Origin of the sequence: Catellatospora sp. NPDC049111 (assembly GCF_040648615.1) — a bacterium.
Taxonomy (GTDB): domain Bacteria; phylum Actinomycetota; class Actinomycetes; order Mycobacteriales; family Micromonosporaceae; genus Catellatospora; species Catellatospora aurea.
On sequence record NZ_JBEZEB010000006.1, the window covers coordinates 144,296 to 164,751 of the forward strand.

A 20,456-nucleotide genomic window follows, 5' to 3' on the forward strand; every position below is an offset into this window, starting at 1 on the left:
AGCTCCGATGTGCTCAGCTCAGCTGGTCGACGAGCGCGAACAGCTCGTCGTCGGTCGCGGCGTCCAGGTCGTCGTCGGTCTGCGGGGCGTCGGCGGTGGCGCAGAGCGCGAGCAGTTCCTGCAGGCGTCCGGCGATCCGGTCCGGGGCGGCGCCCTCGCCGAGCGAGGAGCGCAGCAGCGCGCCGATGCGGTCCAGGTCGGCGAGCACGGCCGCGTCGGCGGCGATCTCGCCGAGGGTGAACTGCTCGCGCAGGAAGGCCGCGATCTCCTCGGCGGTCGGGTGGTCGAAGACCAGGGTGGTGGGCAGCCGCAGGCCGGTCGCGGCGTTGAGCCGGTTGCGCAGCTCGACGGCGGTCAGCGAGTCGAACCCGAGTTCCTTGAGCGCCCGGTCGGCGGCGACGGTGTCGCGTCCGGCGTGGCCGAGCACCGTGGCGACCTGGGTGCGTACGAGGTCGACGAGGGTGCGGCGGCGGTCGGGTTCGGTGAGGGCGGCCAGCCGGTCGGCCAGCGATCCGCCCGGCGCGGCGGCTTGGCCCGCGGCCGTGCGCCGGGTGGCGACGGCGACCAGCCCGCGCAGCAGTGCCGGGAGACTCTCCCCCTGGGTGCGCAGGGCCGCCGCGTCGAGGCGGGTCGGCACGGCGGCGGGCCGGCCGAGGGCGAGCGCGGCGTCGAACGCGGCCATGCCCTCGGTGCTCGACAGCGGCAGCAGGCCGCTGCGGGCCATCCGGCGCAGGTCGACCTCGTCGAGGTGCCCGGTCATGCCGCTGGCCTGCGCCCACAGGCCCCAGGCCAGGGACACCGCGGGCAGCCCGAGGTCGCGGCGGTGCGCGGCGAGCGCGTCCAGGAACGCGTTCGCGGCGGCGTAGTCGGCCTGCCCGGCCTGGCCGAGCAGCCCGGCGAAGGAGGAGTACAGCACGAACATCGACAGGTCCGCGGCGCGGGTGAGGTCGTGCAGGTGCCAGGCGGCGTCGGCCTTGGGGCGCAGCACGTTCTCGAACTGCTCCCGGTTCATGGTCGCCACGACGCCGTCGTCGAGCACGCCCGCCGTGTGCACGACCCCGGTCAGCGGGTGCGCCGCGGGGATCGCGGCCAGCAGCTCGGCCAGGGCCGCGCGGTCGGCGACATCGCAGGCGGCGACGGTGACGTGCGCGCCGAGGCCGGTCAGCTCGTCACGCAACTCGGCCGCGCCGGGGGCGTCGGGGCCGCGCCTGCTGACCAGCAGCAGCCGGCGGGCGCCGTACTCGGTGACGAGGTGGCGGGCGGCCAGCGCGCCGAGGGTGCCGGTCGCGCCGGTGATCAGGACGGTGCCGTCGGGGTCGAGCGGCCGGGGCACGGTCAGCACGACCTTGCCGGTGCCGCGCGCCTGGGACAGGAAGCGGAACGCCTCGACGGCGTGCCGGACGTCCCAGGTGGTCACCGGCAGCGGCTGGAGGACACCCTGCTCGAACAGGGCCAGCACCTCGACGAGGATCTGCCGCATCCGCTCGGGCATCGCCCCGGGGGTGCCGGGTTCGGTGCTGGCGAGCGCGGTGAGGTCGTACACCCGGTAGGTCACGCCGGGGTGTGCGGCCTCGACCTGCGCGGTGTCGCGGATGTCGGTCTTGCCCATCTCCAGGAAGCGGCCGCCGTCGCCGAGCAACCGCAGCGACGTGTCGATGAACTCGTCGGCCAGCGAGTTGAGCACGACGTCGACGCCCCGGCCGCCGGTGACGGCGCGGATCCGGTCGCCGAAGTCGAGGGTGCGCGAGTGGGCGATGTGGTCGTCGTCGAGGCCGAGGGCGCGCAGCGTGTTCCACTTGCCGGGGCTGGCGGTGCCGAACACCTCCGCGCCCAGGTGCCGGGCGAGCTGCACCGCGGCGATGCCGACGCCACCGGCCGCGGCGTGGATCAGCACCTTCTCCCCTGGCCGCACCCGGCCCAGGTCGACCAGGCCGTAGTACGCGGTGAGGAACACCACCGGCACCGACGCGGCCTGTGCGAAGCCCCAGCCGTCGGGCATCCGGGCCAGCAGTCGCCGGTCGGCGACCGCGAGCGGCGCGAACGCGCCAGGGAAGTAGCCGGTCACCCGGTCGCCGACGGCCAGGTCGGTGACGCCGGGGCCGACCTCGACGACCACACCCGCGCCCTCCGCGCCCATCACCGCGTGCCGCTGGTCGACCATGCCCAGTCCGATGAGCACGTCGCGGAAGTTGAGGCCACCGGCCCGCACGGAGACCCGCACCGTGCCTTCGGCCAGCGGTTCCAGCACCTCCGGCGCGGGTACGAACCGCAGGTTCTCCAGGGTGCCGCCGTCGACGATCAGCTTGTAGGCGGGGCTGTCCTCGGGCACCGGCAGCACGTCGCCGGGGTTCGGCCGGGTGAGCCGGGGCGCGAGGGCAGTGCCGTCACGCAGCAGCAGCTGCGGCTCGCCCGTGGCGAGCGCACCGGTGAGCAGGCGCGGCGTTCCGGGCAGGTCGTCGAGATCGACGAGCACGAACCGGTCCGGGTTCTCGGTCTGCGCGGTGCGGACCAGGCCCCACACGGCCGCGTGCGGCAGGTCGCCGACGCGCTCGCCCGCCCGCGCCATCGCGCGCCGGGTGACCACGGCCAGCCGGGACCGGGCGAAACGCTCATCGGCCAGCCACGCCTGCACCAGGTCGAGCACACCGTAGGCGGCGTCGCGCACGGCCACGGGCATGTCGCCAGGGGTCGGTGCGGCGGCGCAGCACAGCACCACGTCCGGAGCGGGCCGGCCCGTGTCCAGGGCCGCGCCGAGGGCCGCCAGGTCCGCGTGCACGGCTGCGGGCCGCAGACCGAGAAGATCAGGACCAATCATCGGGTACGCCGCGGCGGCGTGCTCGTCCACCGGAACTGTGATCCAGTCGAGTTCGTACAGTGCGCCGCCGTTCGCGGCACCTGTCAGCACCTGACGGGTCAGCGGGCGCAGGGTCAGCTCGTCGACGGTGGCGACGACCGCGCCGGTGGTGTCGGCGAGCAGCAGCCGCGCGGTCGCGCCCTGCTCGTCCTCGCTGATGCTCAGGCGCACCCGCAGCTCGGTGGCCCCGGCCGCGTACACGGTCAGGCCGGTCCAGGCGAACGGCAGCAGCGGCCGCCCGCCGCCCGCCACGCCCGGCAGCAGCGGGTGCAGCGCGGCGTCGAGCAGGGCCGGGTGCAGCGTGAACCGGTCCGCGTCGGCGCGGTGGTCCTCGGGCAGCGCGACCTCGGCGAGCACGTCGCCGCCGTCGGTCCACACCCGGCGCAGGCCGGTGAACGCGCCCTGGTACTGGTATCCGTGCTCGGCGAGCCGCTCGTAGACGCCGTCCAGGTCGACCTCGACCGCACCCGGCGGCGGCCACGCGCCCGGCCCGGCCGGTGCCGCCGGGGCCGCCTGGGTGAGCACCCCGCTGGCGTGGCGGGTCCACTCCTGCTCGCCGTCACGGCGCGCGTGCACGGCCAGCTCCCGGCGGTCGCCGGACCCGGTGACGGTGATCTGCACCTGCACGCCGCCGGACGCGGGCAGCAGCAGCGGCGACCAGAGCGTCAGATCTTCGACGTGCGGGCAGCCGACCTGGTCACCGGCCCGCACGGCCAGTTCGGCGAACGCGGCCCCGGGCAGCAGCGCGGTGTCGTACACGGCGTGCCCGGCCAGCCACGGCTGCGCCCGCAGCCCGATCCGGCCGGTCAGCACGGCGTCGCCGCCGGCGAGCTCGACGGCCGCGCCGAGCAGCGGGTGCGCGGCGTCGGCCAGCCCGACCGAGGCCATGTCCCCGGTGCCGGTGGCCGCGCGCAGCCAGAATCGCTGCCGCTGGAACGCGTACGCGGGCAGGTCCACCCGCCGCGCGCCGGTCCCGAACGCAGGTGTCCAGTCGACCGGCACGCCGGCCGTGTGCAGCCGCGCCGCGCTGGTCAGGAATTGGTCCAGCCCGCCCTGCTGGCGGCGCAGCGAGCCGACGGCGACGATGCGCTCCCCGGCCGCCTCGGCGGTCTCCTCGACGCCCACGAGGAGCACCGGGTGCGGGCTCATCTCGGCGAAGACCCGGTGCCGGGTGGCGAGCAGCCCGCGCACGGACTCCTCCAGCCGGACCGTCCGGCGCAGGTTGCGATACCAGTAGCCCGCGTCCAGCTCGGTGGTGTCCAGCAGGCTCGCGGTGACCGTCGAGAAGAACGGCACCTGCGCGGTGCGCGGGCGCACCGGTGCCAGCAGCTCCCGCAGACGCTGCTCGATGCGTTCGACGTGTGCGGAGTGCGAGGCGTAGTCGACGGGGACCAGCCGGGCGCGTACGCCGTCGGCGACGAGCTGGGCGTGCAGCTCGTGCAGCGGGCCGACCTCACCGGAGACCACCGTCGAGGCGGGGCCGTTGACGGCCGCCACGGAGATCGACTGCTGCCACGGCGCGAGCAGGTCCTGCACGGCGGCCAGGCTCAGCGGCACCGACATCATGCCGCCCTGTCCGGCGATCGCGCCGATGGCCTGGCTGCGCAGCGCGACGACCCGGGCGGCGTCGTCAAGGGTGAGCGCCCCGGCAACGTGCGCCGCGGCGATCTCACCCTGCGAATGCCCGACCACGGCCGCGGGCTGCACGCCGTACGAGCGCCACAGCGCGGCCAGCGACACCATCATCGCGAACAGCACCGGCTGCACGACGTCGACGCGCTCCAGCGACGGCGCGCCCGCGACCCCGCGCAGCACGTCGAGCAGCGACCAGTCGACGTACGCGGACAGGGCCCGGTCGCAGTCGGCGATGCTGCGGGCGAAGACCGGGGACTCGTCGAGCAGCCGCTGCGCCATCTCGTCCCACTGCGCGCCCTGGCCAGGGAAGACGAACACGACCCGGTCCGTGCCGGGCAGGACGTCGCCGGTGACGACGCGCGGATCGTCCTGCTGCTCGGCGAGCGCGGTCAGCCCGGCGGCGAGCTGCTCGGCGTCGGCGGCGAGCACGACGGCCCGCTGGTCGAACCGGGCCCGGCCGGTGAGCGCGGACCAGCCGAGGTCGGGCAGCGCGACCGGCTCGGCGAGCACCGCGTCGCGCAGCCGCGCCGCCTGCGCCCGCAGCGCGGGGTCCGTCCGCCCGGACAGGACGATCGGCACCGGCGCTGGCACGGCTCCGGCCGTCGGCTCGGCACCCGGCCGCTCGGCGGGCAGGTCCGCGCCGGGGACCTGTTCGATGATGACGTGGGCGTTGGTGCCGCTGATGCCGAACGACGACACCGCCGCGCGGCGCGGCCGGTCGAGGTCGGGCCAGGTCTGCGCCTCGGTGAGCAGTTCGACCGCGCCCGCCGACCAGTCCACGAACGGCGACGGCTCGGCGGCGTGCAGGGTGGCGGGCATGACGCCGTGCCGCAGCGCCTGCACCACCTTGATCACACCGCCCACCCCGGCGGCGGCTTGGGCGTGGCCGATGTTCGACTTCAGCGACCCCAGCCGCAGCGGCCGGTCACCGGGCCGGTCCTGCCCGTACGTGGCCAGTAGCGCCTCGGCCTCGATCGGGTCGCCGAGCTTCGTGCCGGTGCCGTGCGCCTCGACCAGGTCCACGTCCGAGGTGGACAGTCCCGCCGAGGCGAGCGCCTGCCGGATGACCCGCTGCTGCGAGGGGCCGTTGGGTGCGGTGAGCCCGTTGGAGGCCCCGTCCTGGTTGACCGCCGAGCCGCGTACCACCGCGAGGACCTGGTGTCCCCGCCGCCGCGCGTCCGACAGCCGCTCCACCAGCAGCATGCCGACGCCCTCGGCCCATCCGGTGCCGTCGGCCCGCGCCGAGAACGCCTTGCAGCGCCCGTCCGGCGACAGGCCGCGCTGGCGGCTGAACTCCACGAACGTGCCCGGCGACGACATGACCGTCACGCCGCCGGCCAGCGCCAGGTCGCACTCGCCGCTGCGCAGCGCCTGGACCGCGAGGTGCAGCGCCACCAGCGACGACGAGCAGGCCGTGTCCACGGTGACGGCGGGGCCGACCAGGCCGAACTGGTACGCCAGCCGGCCCGACAGCACGCTGCCGGTGTTGCCGGTGAGCAGGATGCCCTCCAGCTCCTCGGGCATCTGGTGCACCGGCGGGGCGTAGTCGTGGTACATCAGCCCGGCGAAGACGCCGGTCTGGCTGCCGCGCACCGTCGCCGGGTCGATGCCCGCGCTCTCGAACGTCTCCCACACGGTCTCCAGCAGCAGCCGCTGCTGCGGGTCCATGGCCAGCGCTTCGCGCGGGGAGATGCCGAAGAACTCGGCATCGAACTCGTCGGCCTCGTGCAGGAATCCGCCCTCACGCACGTAGGTGCGGCCGGGGCGCTCCGGGTCGGGGTCGAAGATGTCGTCCGGCCAGCCCCGGTTCACCGGAAAGCCGGAGATCGCGTCGCGGCCGTCGGCGACCAGCCGCCACAGGTCGGCGGGCGAGGCCACCCCGCCCGGGTACCGGCAGGCCATGCCGACGATCACGATCGGGTCGCCGGAGACGGCGGCGGTCGGCGCGGCCTGCCGCGCGGCGGTGCCGCCGGACAGCTCGCCGGCGACGTAGCCGATCAGCTCGTGCGCGGACGGGTAGTCGAAGACCAGGGTCGTCGGCAGGTGCAGCCCGGTCGCGGCGGCGAGCCGGTTGCGCAGCTCGATCGAGGTCAGCGAGTCGAAGCCCAGCTCCCGGAACGCCCGCGCCGGGTCGATCGAGCCGGGGTCGGTGCGGCCGAGCACCGCGGCGACCTCGCCGAGCACCAGGTCGGCGAGCGCACGGGCGCGTTCGGGCTCGGGCAGTGCGGCCAGCCGCCGGGCCGCGGCCTGCCCGTCGCCGTCGCGGCCCCGGCGGGCCCGCACCGGCACCAGGGCGCGCAGCAGTCCCGGCACGCTCACGCCCGGCCGGCGCAGCGCGGCTGCGTCGAAGCGCAGCGGTGCCAGGTGCGGCCGGTCGTCGTGCCAGGCCTGGTCGAACAGCGCCAGACCGGGCGCGTGGGCCAGCGGCAGCACCCCGTTCGCGGCCATCCGGGCAAGGTCGGCAGCGCCGAGCGCGTCGGCCATGCCGCCAGACTGCTCCCACAGGCCCCAGCTCAGCGAGGTCGCGGGCAGTCCCGCGTGGTGGCGCTGTGCGGCCAGCTCGTCGAGAAACGTGTTCGCGGCGGCGTAGGAGGCCTGACCGGCCGCGCCGATGAGCCCGGAGATCGACGAGTACAGCACGAACCGGGTGACGCCCAGGTCGCGGGTGAGTTCGTGCAGGTGCCAGGCGGCGTCCACCTTGGCCCGCAGCACGGTGTCGAGGCGCTGCGGGGTGAGTGCGCCGAGCACGCCGTCGTCGAGCACCCCGGCCGCGTGGATCACCGCGGTCAGCGGGGCGTTGGCGGCGATCCCGGCCAGCACCTGCGCGAGCGCGTCCCGGTCGGCGGTGTCGCAGCCGACGATCCGGGTGCTCGCGCCGAGCGCGGTCAGGTCGTCGGCCAGCTCGGCCGCGCCGGGGGCGGCGAGGCCGCGGCGGCTGAGCAGCAACAGGTTGCGTACGCCGTGCTCGCGGGCCAGGTGGCGGGCCAGCAGGCCGCCGAGTGCGCCGCTCGCGCCGGTGATCAGGACGGTGCCGGCCGGGTCGGGGGCGGCCGTCGGGGCGGTACCCGGCGCGGCCCGCACCAGGCGCGGCGCGCTCACCCCGTCCCGGGTCAGCAGCAGCTCGGTCTCCCCCGTGGCCAGCGCCTCGGGCAGCCGCCCCGCGTGGTCGCCGTCGGTGACGACCAGCGTGAACCGGCCCGGGTGCTCGGTGGCGGCGGTGCGGATCAGGCCGCGTACGCCCGACAGCCGCAGCGCGTCGGCGGAGTCGAGCAGCACCGCCAACCGCAATCCGCGGGGATCGACTGTCCACTGCTGCACGACGGCGAGCGTGTCCGCGACGGCGGCCTTCGCCGCGCTCGCGGGATCGGCCTCCTGATCGGCCGTGACCCGGTAGAGCACCGTGTCGGCGGGCCTGGCCGGATCGGCGAGGTACTCGTCCCGGCCGGTGATCACCGCTGCGGCCGCCGGGTCGGTGGTGACCGTGACCGGCGCGATCGTGTACATCGCGCCCAGCGACGGGTCCGCCGCGTCGCCGGTGACGGGACGCCAGCGCAGCTCGTCGACGGTGGCGACGGGCAGGCCGTGGGCGTCGGCGGCGTGCAGGCGCACCGTGTCAGGGCCGGTCCAGGTGTACGCGACCCGCAGCGCGCCCGCCCCGGGGGCGTGCACGCGGACCCCGGAGAACGTGAACGGCAGCGCGGCCGGACGGTCGTCGCCGGTCACCCCGGGCAGCAGCGGGTGCAGGGCGGCGTCGAGCAGCGCGGGGTGCAGCAGGTAGGAGGCCGCGTTCGGCTGCTGCGACGCGGGCAGGGCCACCTCGGCGAAGACGTCGCCGGCGCGCCGCCACACCCGGCGCAGGCCCTGGAAGGCGTCGCCGTAGCCGTAGCCGTGCTCGGTCAGGCGGTCGTACACGTCGTCGAGGTCGATCTCCTGTGCCTCTGCAGGTGGCCAGGCGTCCCCGCGCACCGTCGGCACGTCGTCGGAGGAGGCAATCAGCACACCCTCGGCGTGGCGGACCCAGGGCAGGTCCGGCCCGTCCGGTCGGGAGTAGACGGCGAACTCGCGCCGCTCGTCCTCCGGCCGCCCCGCGACGGCGAGCTGCAGCAGCACCGCACCCCGCTCGGGCAGGACCAGCGGCGCGACGATCGTCAGTTCCTGCACGACAGGGCAGCCGGCCTGCTCCCCCGCCCAGAGCGCCAGCTCCGCGTACGCCGTGCCCGGCAGCAGCGCGGCGCCCCGGATCTCATGGTCGGCCAGCCAGCCGTGGCTCCGCCGGGACAGCCGCCCCGTGACGACGAGCCCGTCACCGGCGGCCAGCTCGACACTCGCGCCTAGCAGCGGGTGCCGCGCGGCCCCGAGCCCCGCCGCGGTGAGCCCCGACCCCGCCCGGCTGTCGGTGTACCAGAAGCCCTGCCGCTGGAAGGCGTACGTCGGCAGGTCCACCCGGCCGCCGCCGGTCGTGGCCAGCAGCGCCCGCCAGTCGACCTCGACGCCCCGGGTGAAGATGGTGCCGAGCGCGGTGAGCAGCTCGCGTGCCTCGTCGCGGTCGCGCCGTTGGACGGCGACCGCCATCGTGTCCGCCTGCAGGGACTCCGCCGCCATCGCGGTGAGCACGGCGTCCGGCCCGATCTCCAGCAGCGTCGACGCACCCTCCCGGACCAGTGTGCCGACCGCGTCGGCGAACAGGACCGGACGCCGCACGTGGTCGACCCAGTAACCCGGCCGGGACAGCTCATCGGCACCGACCAGCGCACCGGTCACCGAGGACACGAACGGCACCGTCGGAGCCTCGAACCGCAACCCTGACACGACCTGCTCGAACTCGGCGAGCATCGGCTCCATCAGCGGCGAGTGGAACGCGTGGCTGACCGCCAGCCTGCGACCGTCCACGCCCAGCGCCGCCATGACCGCATCCACGGCCCGCTCATCACCGGATACGACCACCGACGCCGGGCCGTTGACCGCCGCGATACCGACCCGGCCCGCGAACGGCTCCCCCAGCCCGGCCAGCGCAGCCGTGACCTGCTCACGCGAAGCGCGCACCGCCACCATCGACCCGCCCGAGGGCAGTGCCTGCATCAACCGGCCCCGCGCCGCGACCAGCGTCGCCGCATCCGCCAGCGACAACACCCCGGCCACATGCGCAGCCGCGATCTCACCGATCGAATGCCCCGCCACGAACCCCGGCGTCACACCCAGCGACTCCACCAGGCGGAACAGCGCCACTTCCACCGCGAACAGCGCGGGCTGCGTCAACCCCGTCTGCTCCAGACCGTCCCCGGACGCGATCGCGTCCCGCAACGACCGGCCCAGCAACGGGTCAAGGACCGCGCACACCTCGTCGAACGCCGCCGCATACACCGGGAACGCCTCATAAAGGCCGAGTCCCATGCCCGCCCGCTGCGCACCCTGACCCGTGAACAGCAGCGCGAGCGCGCCCCTGCCCACCGCACCACCGGCGGTGCCGGCCGCGACCGCTTGCAGGCCGGACAGCAACTCGTCACGATCCCCGCCGACGACCACCGCACGGTGCTCGAACACGGTCCGGGTGAAGGCGAGCGACCACGCCAGGTCCGTGAGATCGGGCGACCCGGCCGCGACGTGATCGTGGAGGGCGAGTGCCTGGGCCCGCAGTGCCTCGGTGCTGTGACCGCTGACGAGGATCGGGGCGATGGGGAGACCGGCGGGACGTACGTCGGCGGGCTGCTCGTCCTGCGCGGCCTGCTCGATGATGACGTGCGCGTTCGTGCCGCTGATCCCGAAGGACGACACCGCCGCCCGGCGGGGCCGATCCAGTTCAGGCCACTGCTTCGCCTCGGTCAGCAGCTCGACCGCACCCGCCGACCAGTCCACGAACGGCGACGGGTTGGACGCGTGCAGCGTGCGCGGCATGACCCCGTGCCGCAGCGCCTGCACCACCTTGATCACACCACTGACACCGGCGGCGGCTTGCGCGTGGCCGATGTTCGACTTCAACGACCCCAGCCGCACCGGGCGGTCTTCAGCCCGGCCCTGCCCGTAGGTGGCCAGCAGCGCTTCGGCTTCGATCGGGTCGCCAAGCCTCGTGCCGGTGCCGTGTGCCTCGACGAGATCCACGTCCGCCGACGACAATCCGGCCGAGGACAGCGCCTGCCGGATCACCCGCTGCTGCGAAGGGCCGTTCGGCGCGGTCAACCCGTTCGACGCACCGTCCTGGTTCACCGCCGAACCGCGAACCACCGCCAGCACCCGGTGTCCCAGCCGCCGCGCATCCGACAGCCGCTCCACCAGCAGCATCCCCGCACCCTCGGCCCAACCGGTGCCGTCGGCCTCCGCCGCGAACGCCTTGCACCGCCCGTCCGGCGACAGCCCGCGCTGGCGGCTGAACTCCAGGAACATGCCGGGGGTGGACATGACGGCGGCACCGCCGGCCAGCGCCATCGAGCACTCGCCGCGGCGGACCGCCTGGACGGCGAGGTGCAGCGCCACCAGCGACGACGAGCACGCGGTGTCCACCGTCAGCGCCGGGCCGACCAGTCCCAGCTGATACGCGATGCGGCCGGACAGGATGCTGGGGGTCGCGCCGGTGAGCACGTAACCCTCCACGGACTCGGCCGCGTCGTGCATGCGCGGCCCGTAGTCCAGTGGCGACGCGCCGACGAACACTCCGACCGCGTTGCCGTGCAGTGTGGTGGGGTCGATGCCGGCCTGCTCGACGGTCTCCCAGGCGGTCTCCAGCAGCAGCCGCTGCTGCGGGTCCATCGCCAGGGCCTCGCGCGGCGAGATGCCGAAGAACTCGGCGTCGAACCGGTCGGCGTCGTGCAGGAAACCGCCCTGCCGGGTCTGCACCGTGCCGGTCGCCGCCGGGTCAGGGTCGAACAGCGCGTCGAGGTCCCAGCCCCGGCCCTGCGGGAACTCCGAGACCGCGTCGGTCCCGGTGTACACGAGCTGCCACAGTTCGTCGGCGGAGGTGACGCCGCCGGGCAGCCGGCAGGCCATGCCGACGATCGCGACGGGCTCGTCCGAGGCGTCGGCGAACCCGGGTTCGGCGTCTGCCGCACCGTCGGCGAGGAAGTCGATCAGCGTCTGGACGGTCGGGTAGTCGAACAGCAGGCTGCCGGGCAGCGGCCGCCCGAGCGCGGCGGCCAGGGCGTCGCGCAGCTCGACCGCGCCGAGCGAATCGAACCCGAGTTCCTTGAACGGAGCCCGCAGCGGGATCGCGGCCGGGTCGGTGTGCCCGAGGACAGCGGCCACGTGCGCGAGGACCAGCCCGGTGACCGCCGCGCGGTCAGGAGCAACCGCATCCGGCACCGCATCCGCCGGGACCGGTGCCCCGACCGTGGGCACCCGCGCGAGATGTGCAGCGCCGCTCGGCCCTTCCAGCGAGCTGGGCGCGGCAGTCGCCACCGACCGGGAACGCGGCCTTGCGGTCGGCGTCGGCCCCTGAACTGATGCGGTGACGGTATCGAGCCAGTGGCGCTCGCGTTGGAAGGCGTAGGTGGGCAGCGGGACCCCGCGGGCCCCGGGATAGATCCGGTCCCAGTCGAGTTCGACGCCGCGTACGTGCAGCCGGGCGAGCGCGGTGGCCACGCTCACGGGCTCGTCTCGCCCGGCGCGCAGGGCCGGGATCGCGACGGTGTCGGAGGCGTCGGGCAGGCAGTCGGCGGCCATCGCGGCGAGCACCCCGTCCGGGCCGCATTCGAGCAGCGTGGTCGCGCCTTCGCCGACCAGGGTGCGGACGGCGTCGGCGAACCTGACGGCCTGACGCACCTGGCCGGTCCAGTAGTCCGGGTCCGACAGCTCCGCGGCGGAGGCGAGGTCGCCGGTGACCGTGGAGACCAGCGGAATCTGCGGCTCGGCGAACGCGAGCCCGGCCACGACGTCCCGGAACCCGTCCAGCATCGGGTCCATCAGCGGCGAGTGGAAGGCATGGCTGACGGTGAGGCGGCGGGTCTTGCGGCCGCGCTCGCGCAGCTCACGGCAGGCGGCTTCGACCTGCTCGTCGGCTCCGGACAGCACGACGGCGCGGGGGCCGTTGACGGCGGCCACGGCGAGCGGCCCGGCGGACTCGGCCAGCAGCTCGCGGACCTCGTCCTCATCGGCCTGGACGGCGGCCATCGCGCCACCGGCGGGCAGGGCCTGCATGAGCCGGCCGCGGGCGGCGACGAGCGTCGCGGCGTCGGCCAGGGACAGTACCCCGGCCACGTGCGCGGCGGTGATCTCGCCGATCGAGTGCCCGCTCACCAGCGCGGGCACCACGCCCCAGGACTCGACAAGGCGGTACAGCGCGACCTCGACAGCGAACAGGGCGGGCTGGGTGAAGCCGGTGTCGTCGAGCCCGTCGCCGGACTCGATCACCGAGCGCAGCGGCCGGGGCAGGTGCGGGTCGAGGGCGGCGCAGGCGGCGTCGAACGCGGCAGCGTACGCCGGGTACGCCGCGTACAGCTGCAGGCCCATGCCGAGCCGCTGCGCGCCCTGGCCGGTGAACAGGACGGCGAGTCTGCCGCCGACGGATTGGCCGGTGTGGACCTGCCCGGAGGGGGTGCCCGCGGCCAGCGCCGCCAACCCGGCGCGCAGCTCGTCGGGGGTGGAGCCGACGACGACGGCGCGGTGCTCGAACGCGGTGCGTGTGGCGGCCAGCGACCAGCCGACGTCGGCGACGCCCTCGGGCGCGAGTTCGGCCAGCGCGCGGGCCTGATCACGCAGGCCGGGCGCGGTGCGCGCGGACAGCGGCCACACGCCGACCGGCGCGTGCACGGTGGTCGGAGTGGCCGGGATCGCGGGCGGCTCGCTGAGCACGAGGTGGCAGTTGGTGCCGCCCATGCCGAAGCCGCTGACCCCGGCCAGGAGCGCCTCGTCCGGGCGGGGCCAGGCCGACAGCTCGCGCGCGACGGACAGGCGCAGCTCGTCGAGCGGGATCGCCGGGTTCGGGGTCTCGTAGTTGAGGCTGGCCGGGATCTTCCGGTGGTGCAGCGCGAGCGCGGCCTTGATCAGGCCCGTCACGCCGGCCGCGCCCTCCAGGTGTCCCACGTTGGTCTTGACCGAGCCGACGAGCAGCGGCCGGCTCGGGTCGCGGTCCGCGCCGAGGACCGCGCCGAGCGCGGCGGCCTCGATCGGGTCGCCGACCCGGGTGCCGGTGCCGTGCAGTTCGACGTACTGGACCTGGGCGGGGTCGACACCGGCCGCGGCGTACGCGTCGCGGAGCACCGCGCGCTGCCCGTCGGCGCTGGGGGTGGTCAGGGTCTCGCCGACGCCGTTGTTGACCGCGCCGCCGCGGATGACGCAGTAGATCGTGTCGCCGTCGGCCAGCGCCGCGGCCAGGGGTTTGAGCAGCACCGCGCCACCGCCCTCGCCGCGTACGTAGCCGTTGGCGCGGGCGTCGAAGGTGTGGCAGCGGCCGTCGGGCGACAGCCCGCCCCACTTGCTGGAGATGATCGAGGTTTCGGGCAGCAGGCTCAGGTTCACCCCGCCCGCGATGGCCGTGTCGGACTCGCCCCGGCGCAGGCTCTCGCAGGCCAGGTGCACGGCGACCAGCGACGAGGACTGTCCGCTGTCCACGGTGAGGCTGGGGCCGTGCACGCCGAGGAAGTGCGACAGCCGGCTGGACAGAACACTTCGCTGCACGCCGGGCGCGGTGTGCTGGGAGGCGGTGGGCACGCCGTCGCGGTAGACGAGCCGGGCGTAGTCGTCCCAGATCGAGCCGACGAACACGGCCAGGCGGGTGCCGCGCACCGAGGCGGGCAGCACGCCCGCGTCCTCCAGCGCCTCCCACCCGAGTTCGAGCACGAGGCGCTGCTGCGGGTCCATCGCCGCGGCCTCGCGGGGCGAGATGTGGAAGAACGCCGCGTCGAACCGGTCGACGCCGTCCAGGAAGGATCCCCATTTCGAGGTCATCCGGCCGGGTGACGACGGGTCGGGATCGTACGCCGCCGCCGCATCCCAGCGCTCGGCCGGGACCTCGGTGACGGTCTGTCCGCCGCTACGCAGCAGCCGCCAGAAATCGCGTCCGGACGCGACGCCCGGCAGCCGGACCGACATGCCCACCACTGCGATCGAGTGCGCGTGCCCCGCGTCGGGATCAACAGTATGAGTCATTCTCCCCGCCCCACCATGAACAGCGATGCCGAACCCGTGACACCGAGATGTCTATTGAGACACAGCAATGGCAATAGGCTGTCCGCGAAACGGCCGCGAGGACAACCCCTACAAATCCCCTAATGCGCATAGGGGTATCCGTTGTTACGCTCCCGGATATCTCATTCCCGTCCCCGGTGATGTGCCGTGGGCGCGGTATTCCGCCGCGGGCGCCCAGCTTTGGCCGTCCACATCCTCCGGAGCGTCACGTCATGGACCTTGGCCTGAAGAACAAGGTGGCCGTCGTCACCGGTGCCAGCTCGGGCGTCGGCCGCGCCACCGCCCTGGCCCTGGCGGCCGCCGGCGCGCGCGTGCTCGGCACCTACCACAGCAACCCGAACGGCACCAAGGAGCTGCTGGAGCAGGCCGAACGCGCGGGCACCGAGGCCCTCGCGACCCGGCTGGACCTGGCCGACGCCGGCTCGATCCAGGCGGCGGTCGACACCGCGGCCGGGCGCTGGGGCGCGGTGCACATCCTGGTCAACAACGCGGTGGCGCTGCCGCCGTTCCCGGCGCACGGCGAGCTGTTCGAGCAGGCCCCGCCGCAGCGGTTCGTGGACTCGCTGACCAGCAACCTCACCGGGCCCTACCTGCTGAGCCGGGCGGTGGTCGGGCACATGCGGGCCGCGGGCTGGGGGCGCATCGTGCACGTGTCGTCCACGTTCGCCGAGGACGGCTTCCCGGGGCGGGCGCCGTACGCGGCCGCGAAGTCGGGCCTGCACGGCCTGACCAAGGTCATGTCCCGGGAGCTGGCCCGTGCCGGCATCTACACCAACGTGGTGGTGCCCGGCTTCATCCCGGCCGACGGCCAGCCGCAGTCGCTGATCCAGTACGCGTCGGCCGCCGCCGCGACCAAGCGCACCACCTCCGCGCAGGACGTGGCCAACACGATCGCGTTCCTGTGCTCGGCCGCGAACTCCAACATCACCGGCCAGGTGGTCCGGGTCGACGGCCACTTCCTCACCCCCGCGCCCTGATCCCACTGCCTGCCCTGGAGGGCCGATTCGCCATGAACGAAGAGAACGAGTCCGGGGGGCTGCCCGAGCTGCCGATGAACCGCGAGTGCCCGTACCACCCCCCTGCGGCGTACGAGGACCTGCGGGCGATCGGGCCGGTGACGCGGGTGCGCCAGTTCGACGGCCGTCCGGTGTGGGCGGTGACGGGCCACCTGGAGACCCGTGAGCTGCTGTCCAGCCCGCACATGTCGGTGGACCGGTTCCACCCGAACTTCCCGATGCCGATCCCGGCGCTGACGCAGCTGCAGAGTTCGCGTACGCCCGCGATCGGGGCCCTGATCCGCACGGACCCGCCGGAGCACACCCGGCAGCGCAAGGACATCCTGCCGAGCTTCACCCTGAAGAAGATCGGCGTGCTGCGGCCGCGCATCGAGCAGATCTGCGCGGACCGCCTCGACGCGATCACGGCCAAGGGACCGGTCGTCGACCTGGTCGAGGAGTACACCAAACCCGCCGTGGCGATGGTGCTGTCGCAGCTGCTCGGCGTCCCGTTCGCCGACCGGGAGTACTTCGAGGACCTCACCTACCGCCGGTTCGATCCGGCGCAGGTGGTGGACGCGCTGGCCGACCTGACCGACTACCTGTCGCGGCTGCTGCGGGCCAAGGAGACCGACCCGGGCGACGGACTGCTCGACGACCTGGTGGCCAAGGTCCTCGCCGGTGAGCTGGACCGCGACGAGCTGGTCAAGTACGCGCTGGTGCTGGTGATCGCCGGGCAGGAGACCACGGCGAACACCATCGCGCTGAGCGTGCTGACCCTGCTGGAGCACCCGGACCAGCTGGCGCTGCTGCTCGACGACCCGTCGCTGTGGCCGAACGCGGTCGAGGAGCTGCTGCGCTTCCTGGCCATCACCGGCGGCCTGTCCCGGGTCGCGACCGCCGACATCCAGCTGGGCGACCTGACCATCGCCGACGGCGACGGACTGATCTTCCTCAACCCGGGGGCCAACCGGGACGAGGCCCAGTTCGAGCGGCCCAACGAACTCGACGTGCGGCGCACCGTGCGCAACCACCTGACCTTCGGTTTCGGCATCCACCAGTGCATCGGGCAGAACCTGGCCCGGGTCGAGGTGGAGATCGCGCTGCGGGCGCTGTTCACCCGCATCCCCGCCCTGCGGCTGGCGGTGCCGATGGAGCAGATCCCGATGCGCCAGGGCCTGGTCTTCGGCATCGCCGAGCTGCCGGTGACCTGGTGAGCGGCGCGCGAACGCTGCTGCCCAGCGGCGACGCCACCCGGTGCATCGGGGCCGGGCAGTGCGTGCGAACCGCGCCCGACGTGTTCGACCAGGACGACGGCGGCACCGTCGTGGTGCTGCTCGCGGAGGTCGACGAGAGCCATCGCGCGCTGCTCGACGAGGCGGCGTACCTGTGCCCCGCGTCGGCCATCGGCTTCACCGAGCGCGGCTGAGCTCAGCCCGCTCCCGTCCCGGACCTGAGGAAGTAGAACATGACGACAACCGACGCGGTGACCAGCCCTGAGCAGACCGGGCGCGGCCCGTCGAGCCGCTGGACCGGCCTGGCGGTGATCTCGCTGGCCCAGCTGATGGTCACCCTGGACTCGACCATCGTCGCGGTGGCGCTGCCCTCCGCGCAGCAGGACGTCGGCCTGACCGACGTGACCCGGCAGTGGGCGGTCACCGCGTACGCGCTGACCTTCGGCGGTCTGCTGCTGCTCGGCGGCCGGATCGGCGACCACATCGGACGCCGTCGCTCGCTGATCATCGGCGTGGCCGGGTTCGCGCTGGCCTCGGCGCTGGGCGGCGCGGCCGGCAGCGCCGAGACGCTGCTGGCGGCGCGGGCGCTGCAGGGAGTGTTCGCGGCGCTGATCGCCCCGGCGACGCTGTCGCTGATCAGCCTGACGTTCCTGGATCCGAAGGAGCGGGCCAGGGCGTTCGGCATCTTCACCGCGACCTCGATGTCGGGCGGCGCGACCGGCCTGGTGCTCGGCGGCGCGCTGACCACGCTGCTGGACTGGCGCTGGTGCCTGTACGTCAACCTGCCCATCGCGGCGCTCATCCTGGTCGGCGCCTGGCTGACCGTGCCGAGGACGGACGGGCGGCACGAGGCCAAGCTCGACGTGCCGGGTGCGGTGCTGGGCACCCTGGGGCTGCTGTCGCTGATCTACGGCTTGGGCGAGGCGGCCAACCTGGGCTGGTCCTCGCCGGTGATCATCGGTGCGCTGCTGGTGGGCGTGCTGCTGCTGGCGACGTTCGCCGTGGTGGAGTCGAAGGTGAGCGCGCCGCTGCTGCCGCTGCGGGTGCTGACCAACCGCAACAGCGGCGGGGCGTTCCTGGCCATGGCGATCTCCGCGTTCTGCATGCTCGGCATGTTCCTGGGCATGACCTACCAGTTGCAGTCGGTCATGGGGTACAAGCCGATCCAGGCCGGACTCGCGTTCCTCGCCTACATCGTCACCGCCGCGATCTACTCCACGCAGGTGGCCCCGAAGCTGCTGCTGCGGGTGCGCCCCGGCATGATGATCTCGTCGGGGCTGGTCGTGTCCGCGGTCGGCCTGCTGCTGCTGACACGGCTCACGCCGGAGTCGACGTACCCGGTGGACATCCTGCCGGCGCTGCTGCTGTTCGGCATCGGTGTCGGCAACATCGCCGTGCCGATCTTCAGCACCGCGATGTCGGCCGCCGACGCCCGTGACGCGGGCATCGTGTCGGCCGTGGTCAGCACCTCGCAACAGATCGGCGGCTCGATCGGCACCGCGCTGCTGAACACCGTGTCCGCTGTGGCCGCCGCGGGTTACCTGCTCAGCAATCCGACCGGCGCCGACCCGGAGGCTGCCGCGATGGTGCACGGCCTGGCCGTGGCCTGCGCGGTCGCGGGCGGGGTCGCCCTGGTCGGCGCGCTGGCCGCCCGGCTGCTCATCGTCATCGACCCCCGGCGCAAGAAGGAAGCCGCGGCGGGCTGACCGCCATGGACAACCGGCCCCCGGAATTGTTCGATTACCGACAGGAACCATTCCGGGGGCCTTTTAGCACACGGCCGCGACAGCATTCCGCAAGCCATTGGTCACCGAGCGGTGATAAGCACGGGAAATGGGTCCCCATAGGGGTTTGTTAGGGGTCGACTCGACCGTGACAATGCGTGATCCTCGCCTTGGCGCAGACGCCTCTCCATCGCATTGGGAGAAACGTCCGAGAAATAGCGCCACGACCATTCCCTCGACCCCTCGAAGGACTCACGCATGTCCAGGCTCAGCCGAAGAATGCTCATCGCCGGAGCGGGTTCCGCCGCGGCCGGCCTCGCCACCGGCGTCGTCGCCGCGCCGGCGGCCGCGCACGACCCGGGCGAGATCCCGCCGGGGCTGACCACGATCACGCCGTCCGACCCGCGCTATGCGGACACCCAGCTGCGCGGCTACAACAAACGCTTCGTCGGCACTCCCGAGGCCGTCCGCATCGTCGGCAGCACCGAGCACGTGGTGCAGGCGGTCCGCGAAGCGGTGCGCGGCGGCAAGCGCATCGGCGTCCGCTCTGGCGGGCACGGCCTCGACGGCCTGGTCGACGACCCGGCTGTCAAGATTGTCATCGACTTCACCGAGATGCGCGACATCGCGTTCGACCCGGTGCGCAACGCGTTCACCATCGAGCCCGGCGCGACCCTGGGCCAGATCTACCGCACCCTGTACTACGGCTGGGGCGTCACCATCCCCGGCGGCGTGTGCCCGGCCGTCGGCGCGGGCGGCCACTTCGTCGGCGGCGGCGTGGGCCCGCTGTCGCGGCAGTACGGCCTGGTCGCCGACCTGGTCGTCGCCGTCGAGGTGGTGACCGTCGACGCGGCGGGCATCGTGCGGGCGGTGGTGGCCACCGACAACCCCGCCGACCCCAACTACGACCTGTGGTGGGCGCACACCGGCGGCGGTGGCGGCAACTTCGGCGTGGTCACCAAGTTCTGGCTGCGCCAGCCGGGGGTGCGGTCCACCAACCCCACCCAGCTGCTGCCCAAGGCCCCCGGCGGTTACCTGGTCGGCCGGGCCATCTGGAACTGGTCCGACATGACCGCCGACGCGTTCCGCCGACTCTGCGCGAACTTCGGCACCTGGCACGAGCAGAACAGCGCCTCGGGTTCGGCGGGCGCGGCCCTGTACGCGTCGATGATCGCCCCGCGGATCGAGAACGGGAAGATCCTGATCTCGGGCCAGGTCGACCCGAGCGTGCCCAGCCAGGTCACGCTGCTGGACAGCTTCCTCGCCGCGCTCGGCGTGGGCGTCGGCCCGACGCCGCTGATCGTGAAGACCCCGGTGCAGCCGTGGCTGCAGCCGACCATCTCCGCCCCGGACACCGCCGTGTCCATGGGCATCCTCGGCCCGCCGCGCTCGAAGACCAAGGGCGGCCTGCTCAAGAAGCGCTACACCGACGAGCAGATCGACATCGCGTACCACCACCTGACCCGCGCCGACTACGCGCACAAGGCGTCCGTGTTCACCATCGCCTCGTACGGCGGCCGGATCAACGCCCTGGCCCCGAACGCCACGGCGACGGCGCACCGCCGCTCGATCATGCTCGGCTCGGTCTTCAGCTGCTGGGACGTGCCCGCCGACGACCAGCGCCACCTGGACTGGAACCGGGCGTTCTTCCGCGACCTGTACGCCTCCACCGGCGGCGTGCCCGCGCCGAGCGACGCCAACGAGGGCTGCTACATCAACTGGCCGGACGTGGACCTGGTCGACCCGGCCTACAACGGCAGCGGGGTGAGCGCGCTGGAGCTGTACTACGGCGCGAACCTGCCCCGGCTGCGGCGGGTCAAGGCGAAGTACGACCCGTGCGGGGTGTTCCAGCACACCCTGAGCATCCGCTGATCGACGGTGGCGCGGCGGTCCTCCCGCC

General features: G+C 73.9%; 6 protein-coding genes. 5 read left to right on the forward strand and 1 reads right to left on the reverse strand.

Going from position 1 to position 20,456, the window contains the following annotated elements; translation table 11 throughout:
* Positions 1 to 13: 13 nt before the first annotated feature.
* A complete protein-coding gene (locus tag AB0B66_RS11320; RefSeq protein WP_360526632.1) occupies positions 14 to 14,563 on the reverse strand; it encodes an SDR family NAD(P)-dependent oxidoreductase in 14,550 nt (4,849 codons plus the stop codon).
* A gap of 251 nt (positions 14,564 to 14,814) precedes the next feature.
* Between AB0B66_RS11320 and AB0B66_RS11325 the strand changes: the two genes are divergently transcribed.
* From AB0B66_RS11325 to AB0B66_RS11345, 5 genes are all read left to right on the forward strand, one after another.
* Positions 14,815 to 15,579, forward strand: a complete 765-nt coding sequence (locus AB0B66_RS11325; protein WP_360526635.1) for an SDR family oxidoreductase — start codon at positions 14,815 to 14,817, stop codon at positions 15,577 to 15,579.
* 32 nt (positions 15,580 to 15,611) lie between these two features.
* Positions 15,612 to 16,814, forward strand: coding sequence for a cytochrome P450 (locus AB0B66_RS11330; RefSeq protein ID WP_360526638.1), 1,203 nt, complete (start codon positions 15,612 to 15,614; stop codon positions 16,812 to 16,814).
* Positions 16,811 to 17,026 (forward strand): ferredoxin, encoded by a 216-nt coding sequence (locus AB0B66_RS11335; RefSeq protein ID WP_360526641.1) that lies wholly within the window; start codon positions 16,811 to 16,813, stop codon positions 17,024 to 17,026. The genes AB0B66_RS11330 and AB0B66_RS11335 overlap by 4 nt, the downstream gene beginning before the upstream one ends.
* 39 nt (positions 17,027 to 17,065) lie before the next feature.
* Positions 17,066 to 18,538, forward strand: a complete 1,473-nt coding sequence (locus AB0B66_RS11340; protein ID WP_360526644.1) for an MFS transporter — start codon at positions 17,066 to 17,068, stop codon at positions 18,536 to 18,538.
* Between the two features lie 276 nt (positions 18,539 to 18,814).
* Positions 18,815 to 20,428, forward strand: a complete 1,614-nt coding sequence (locus tag AB0B66_RS11345) for an FAD-binding protein (protein ID WP_360526646.1) — start codon at positions 18,815 to 18,817, stop codon at positions 20,426 to 20,428.
* Positions 20,429 to 20,456 lie beyond the last annotated feature (28 nt).

Bases quoted from the DNA above. Each gene is read 5' to 3' on its own strand.
- AB0B66_RS11320 (WP_360526632.1), bottom strand. From the start codon at position 14,563: ATGACTCATACTGTTGATCCCGACGCGGGGCACGCGCACTCGATCGCA.
- AB0B66_RS11325 (WP_360526635.1), top strand. From the start codon at position 14,815: ATGGACCTTGGCCTGAAGAACAAGGTGGCCGTCGTCACCGGTGCCAGC.
- AB0B66_RS11330 (WP_360526638.1), top strand. From the start codon at position 15,612: ATGAACGAAGAGAACGAGTCCGGGGGGCTGCCCGAGCTGCCGATGAAC.
- AB0B66_RS11340 (WP_360526644.1), top strand. From the start codon at position 17,066: ATGACGACAACCGACGCGGTGACCAGCCCTGAGCAGACCGGGCGCGGC.
- AB0B66_RS11345 (WP_360526646.1), top strand. From the start codon at position 18,815: ATGTCCAGGCTCAGCCGAAGAATGCTCATCGCCGGAGCGGGTTCCGCC.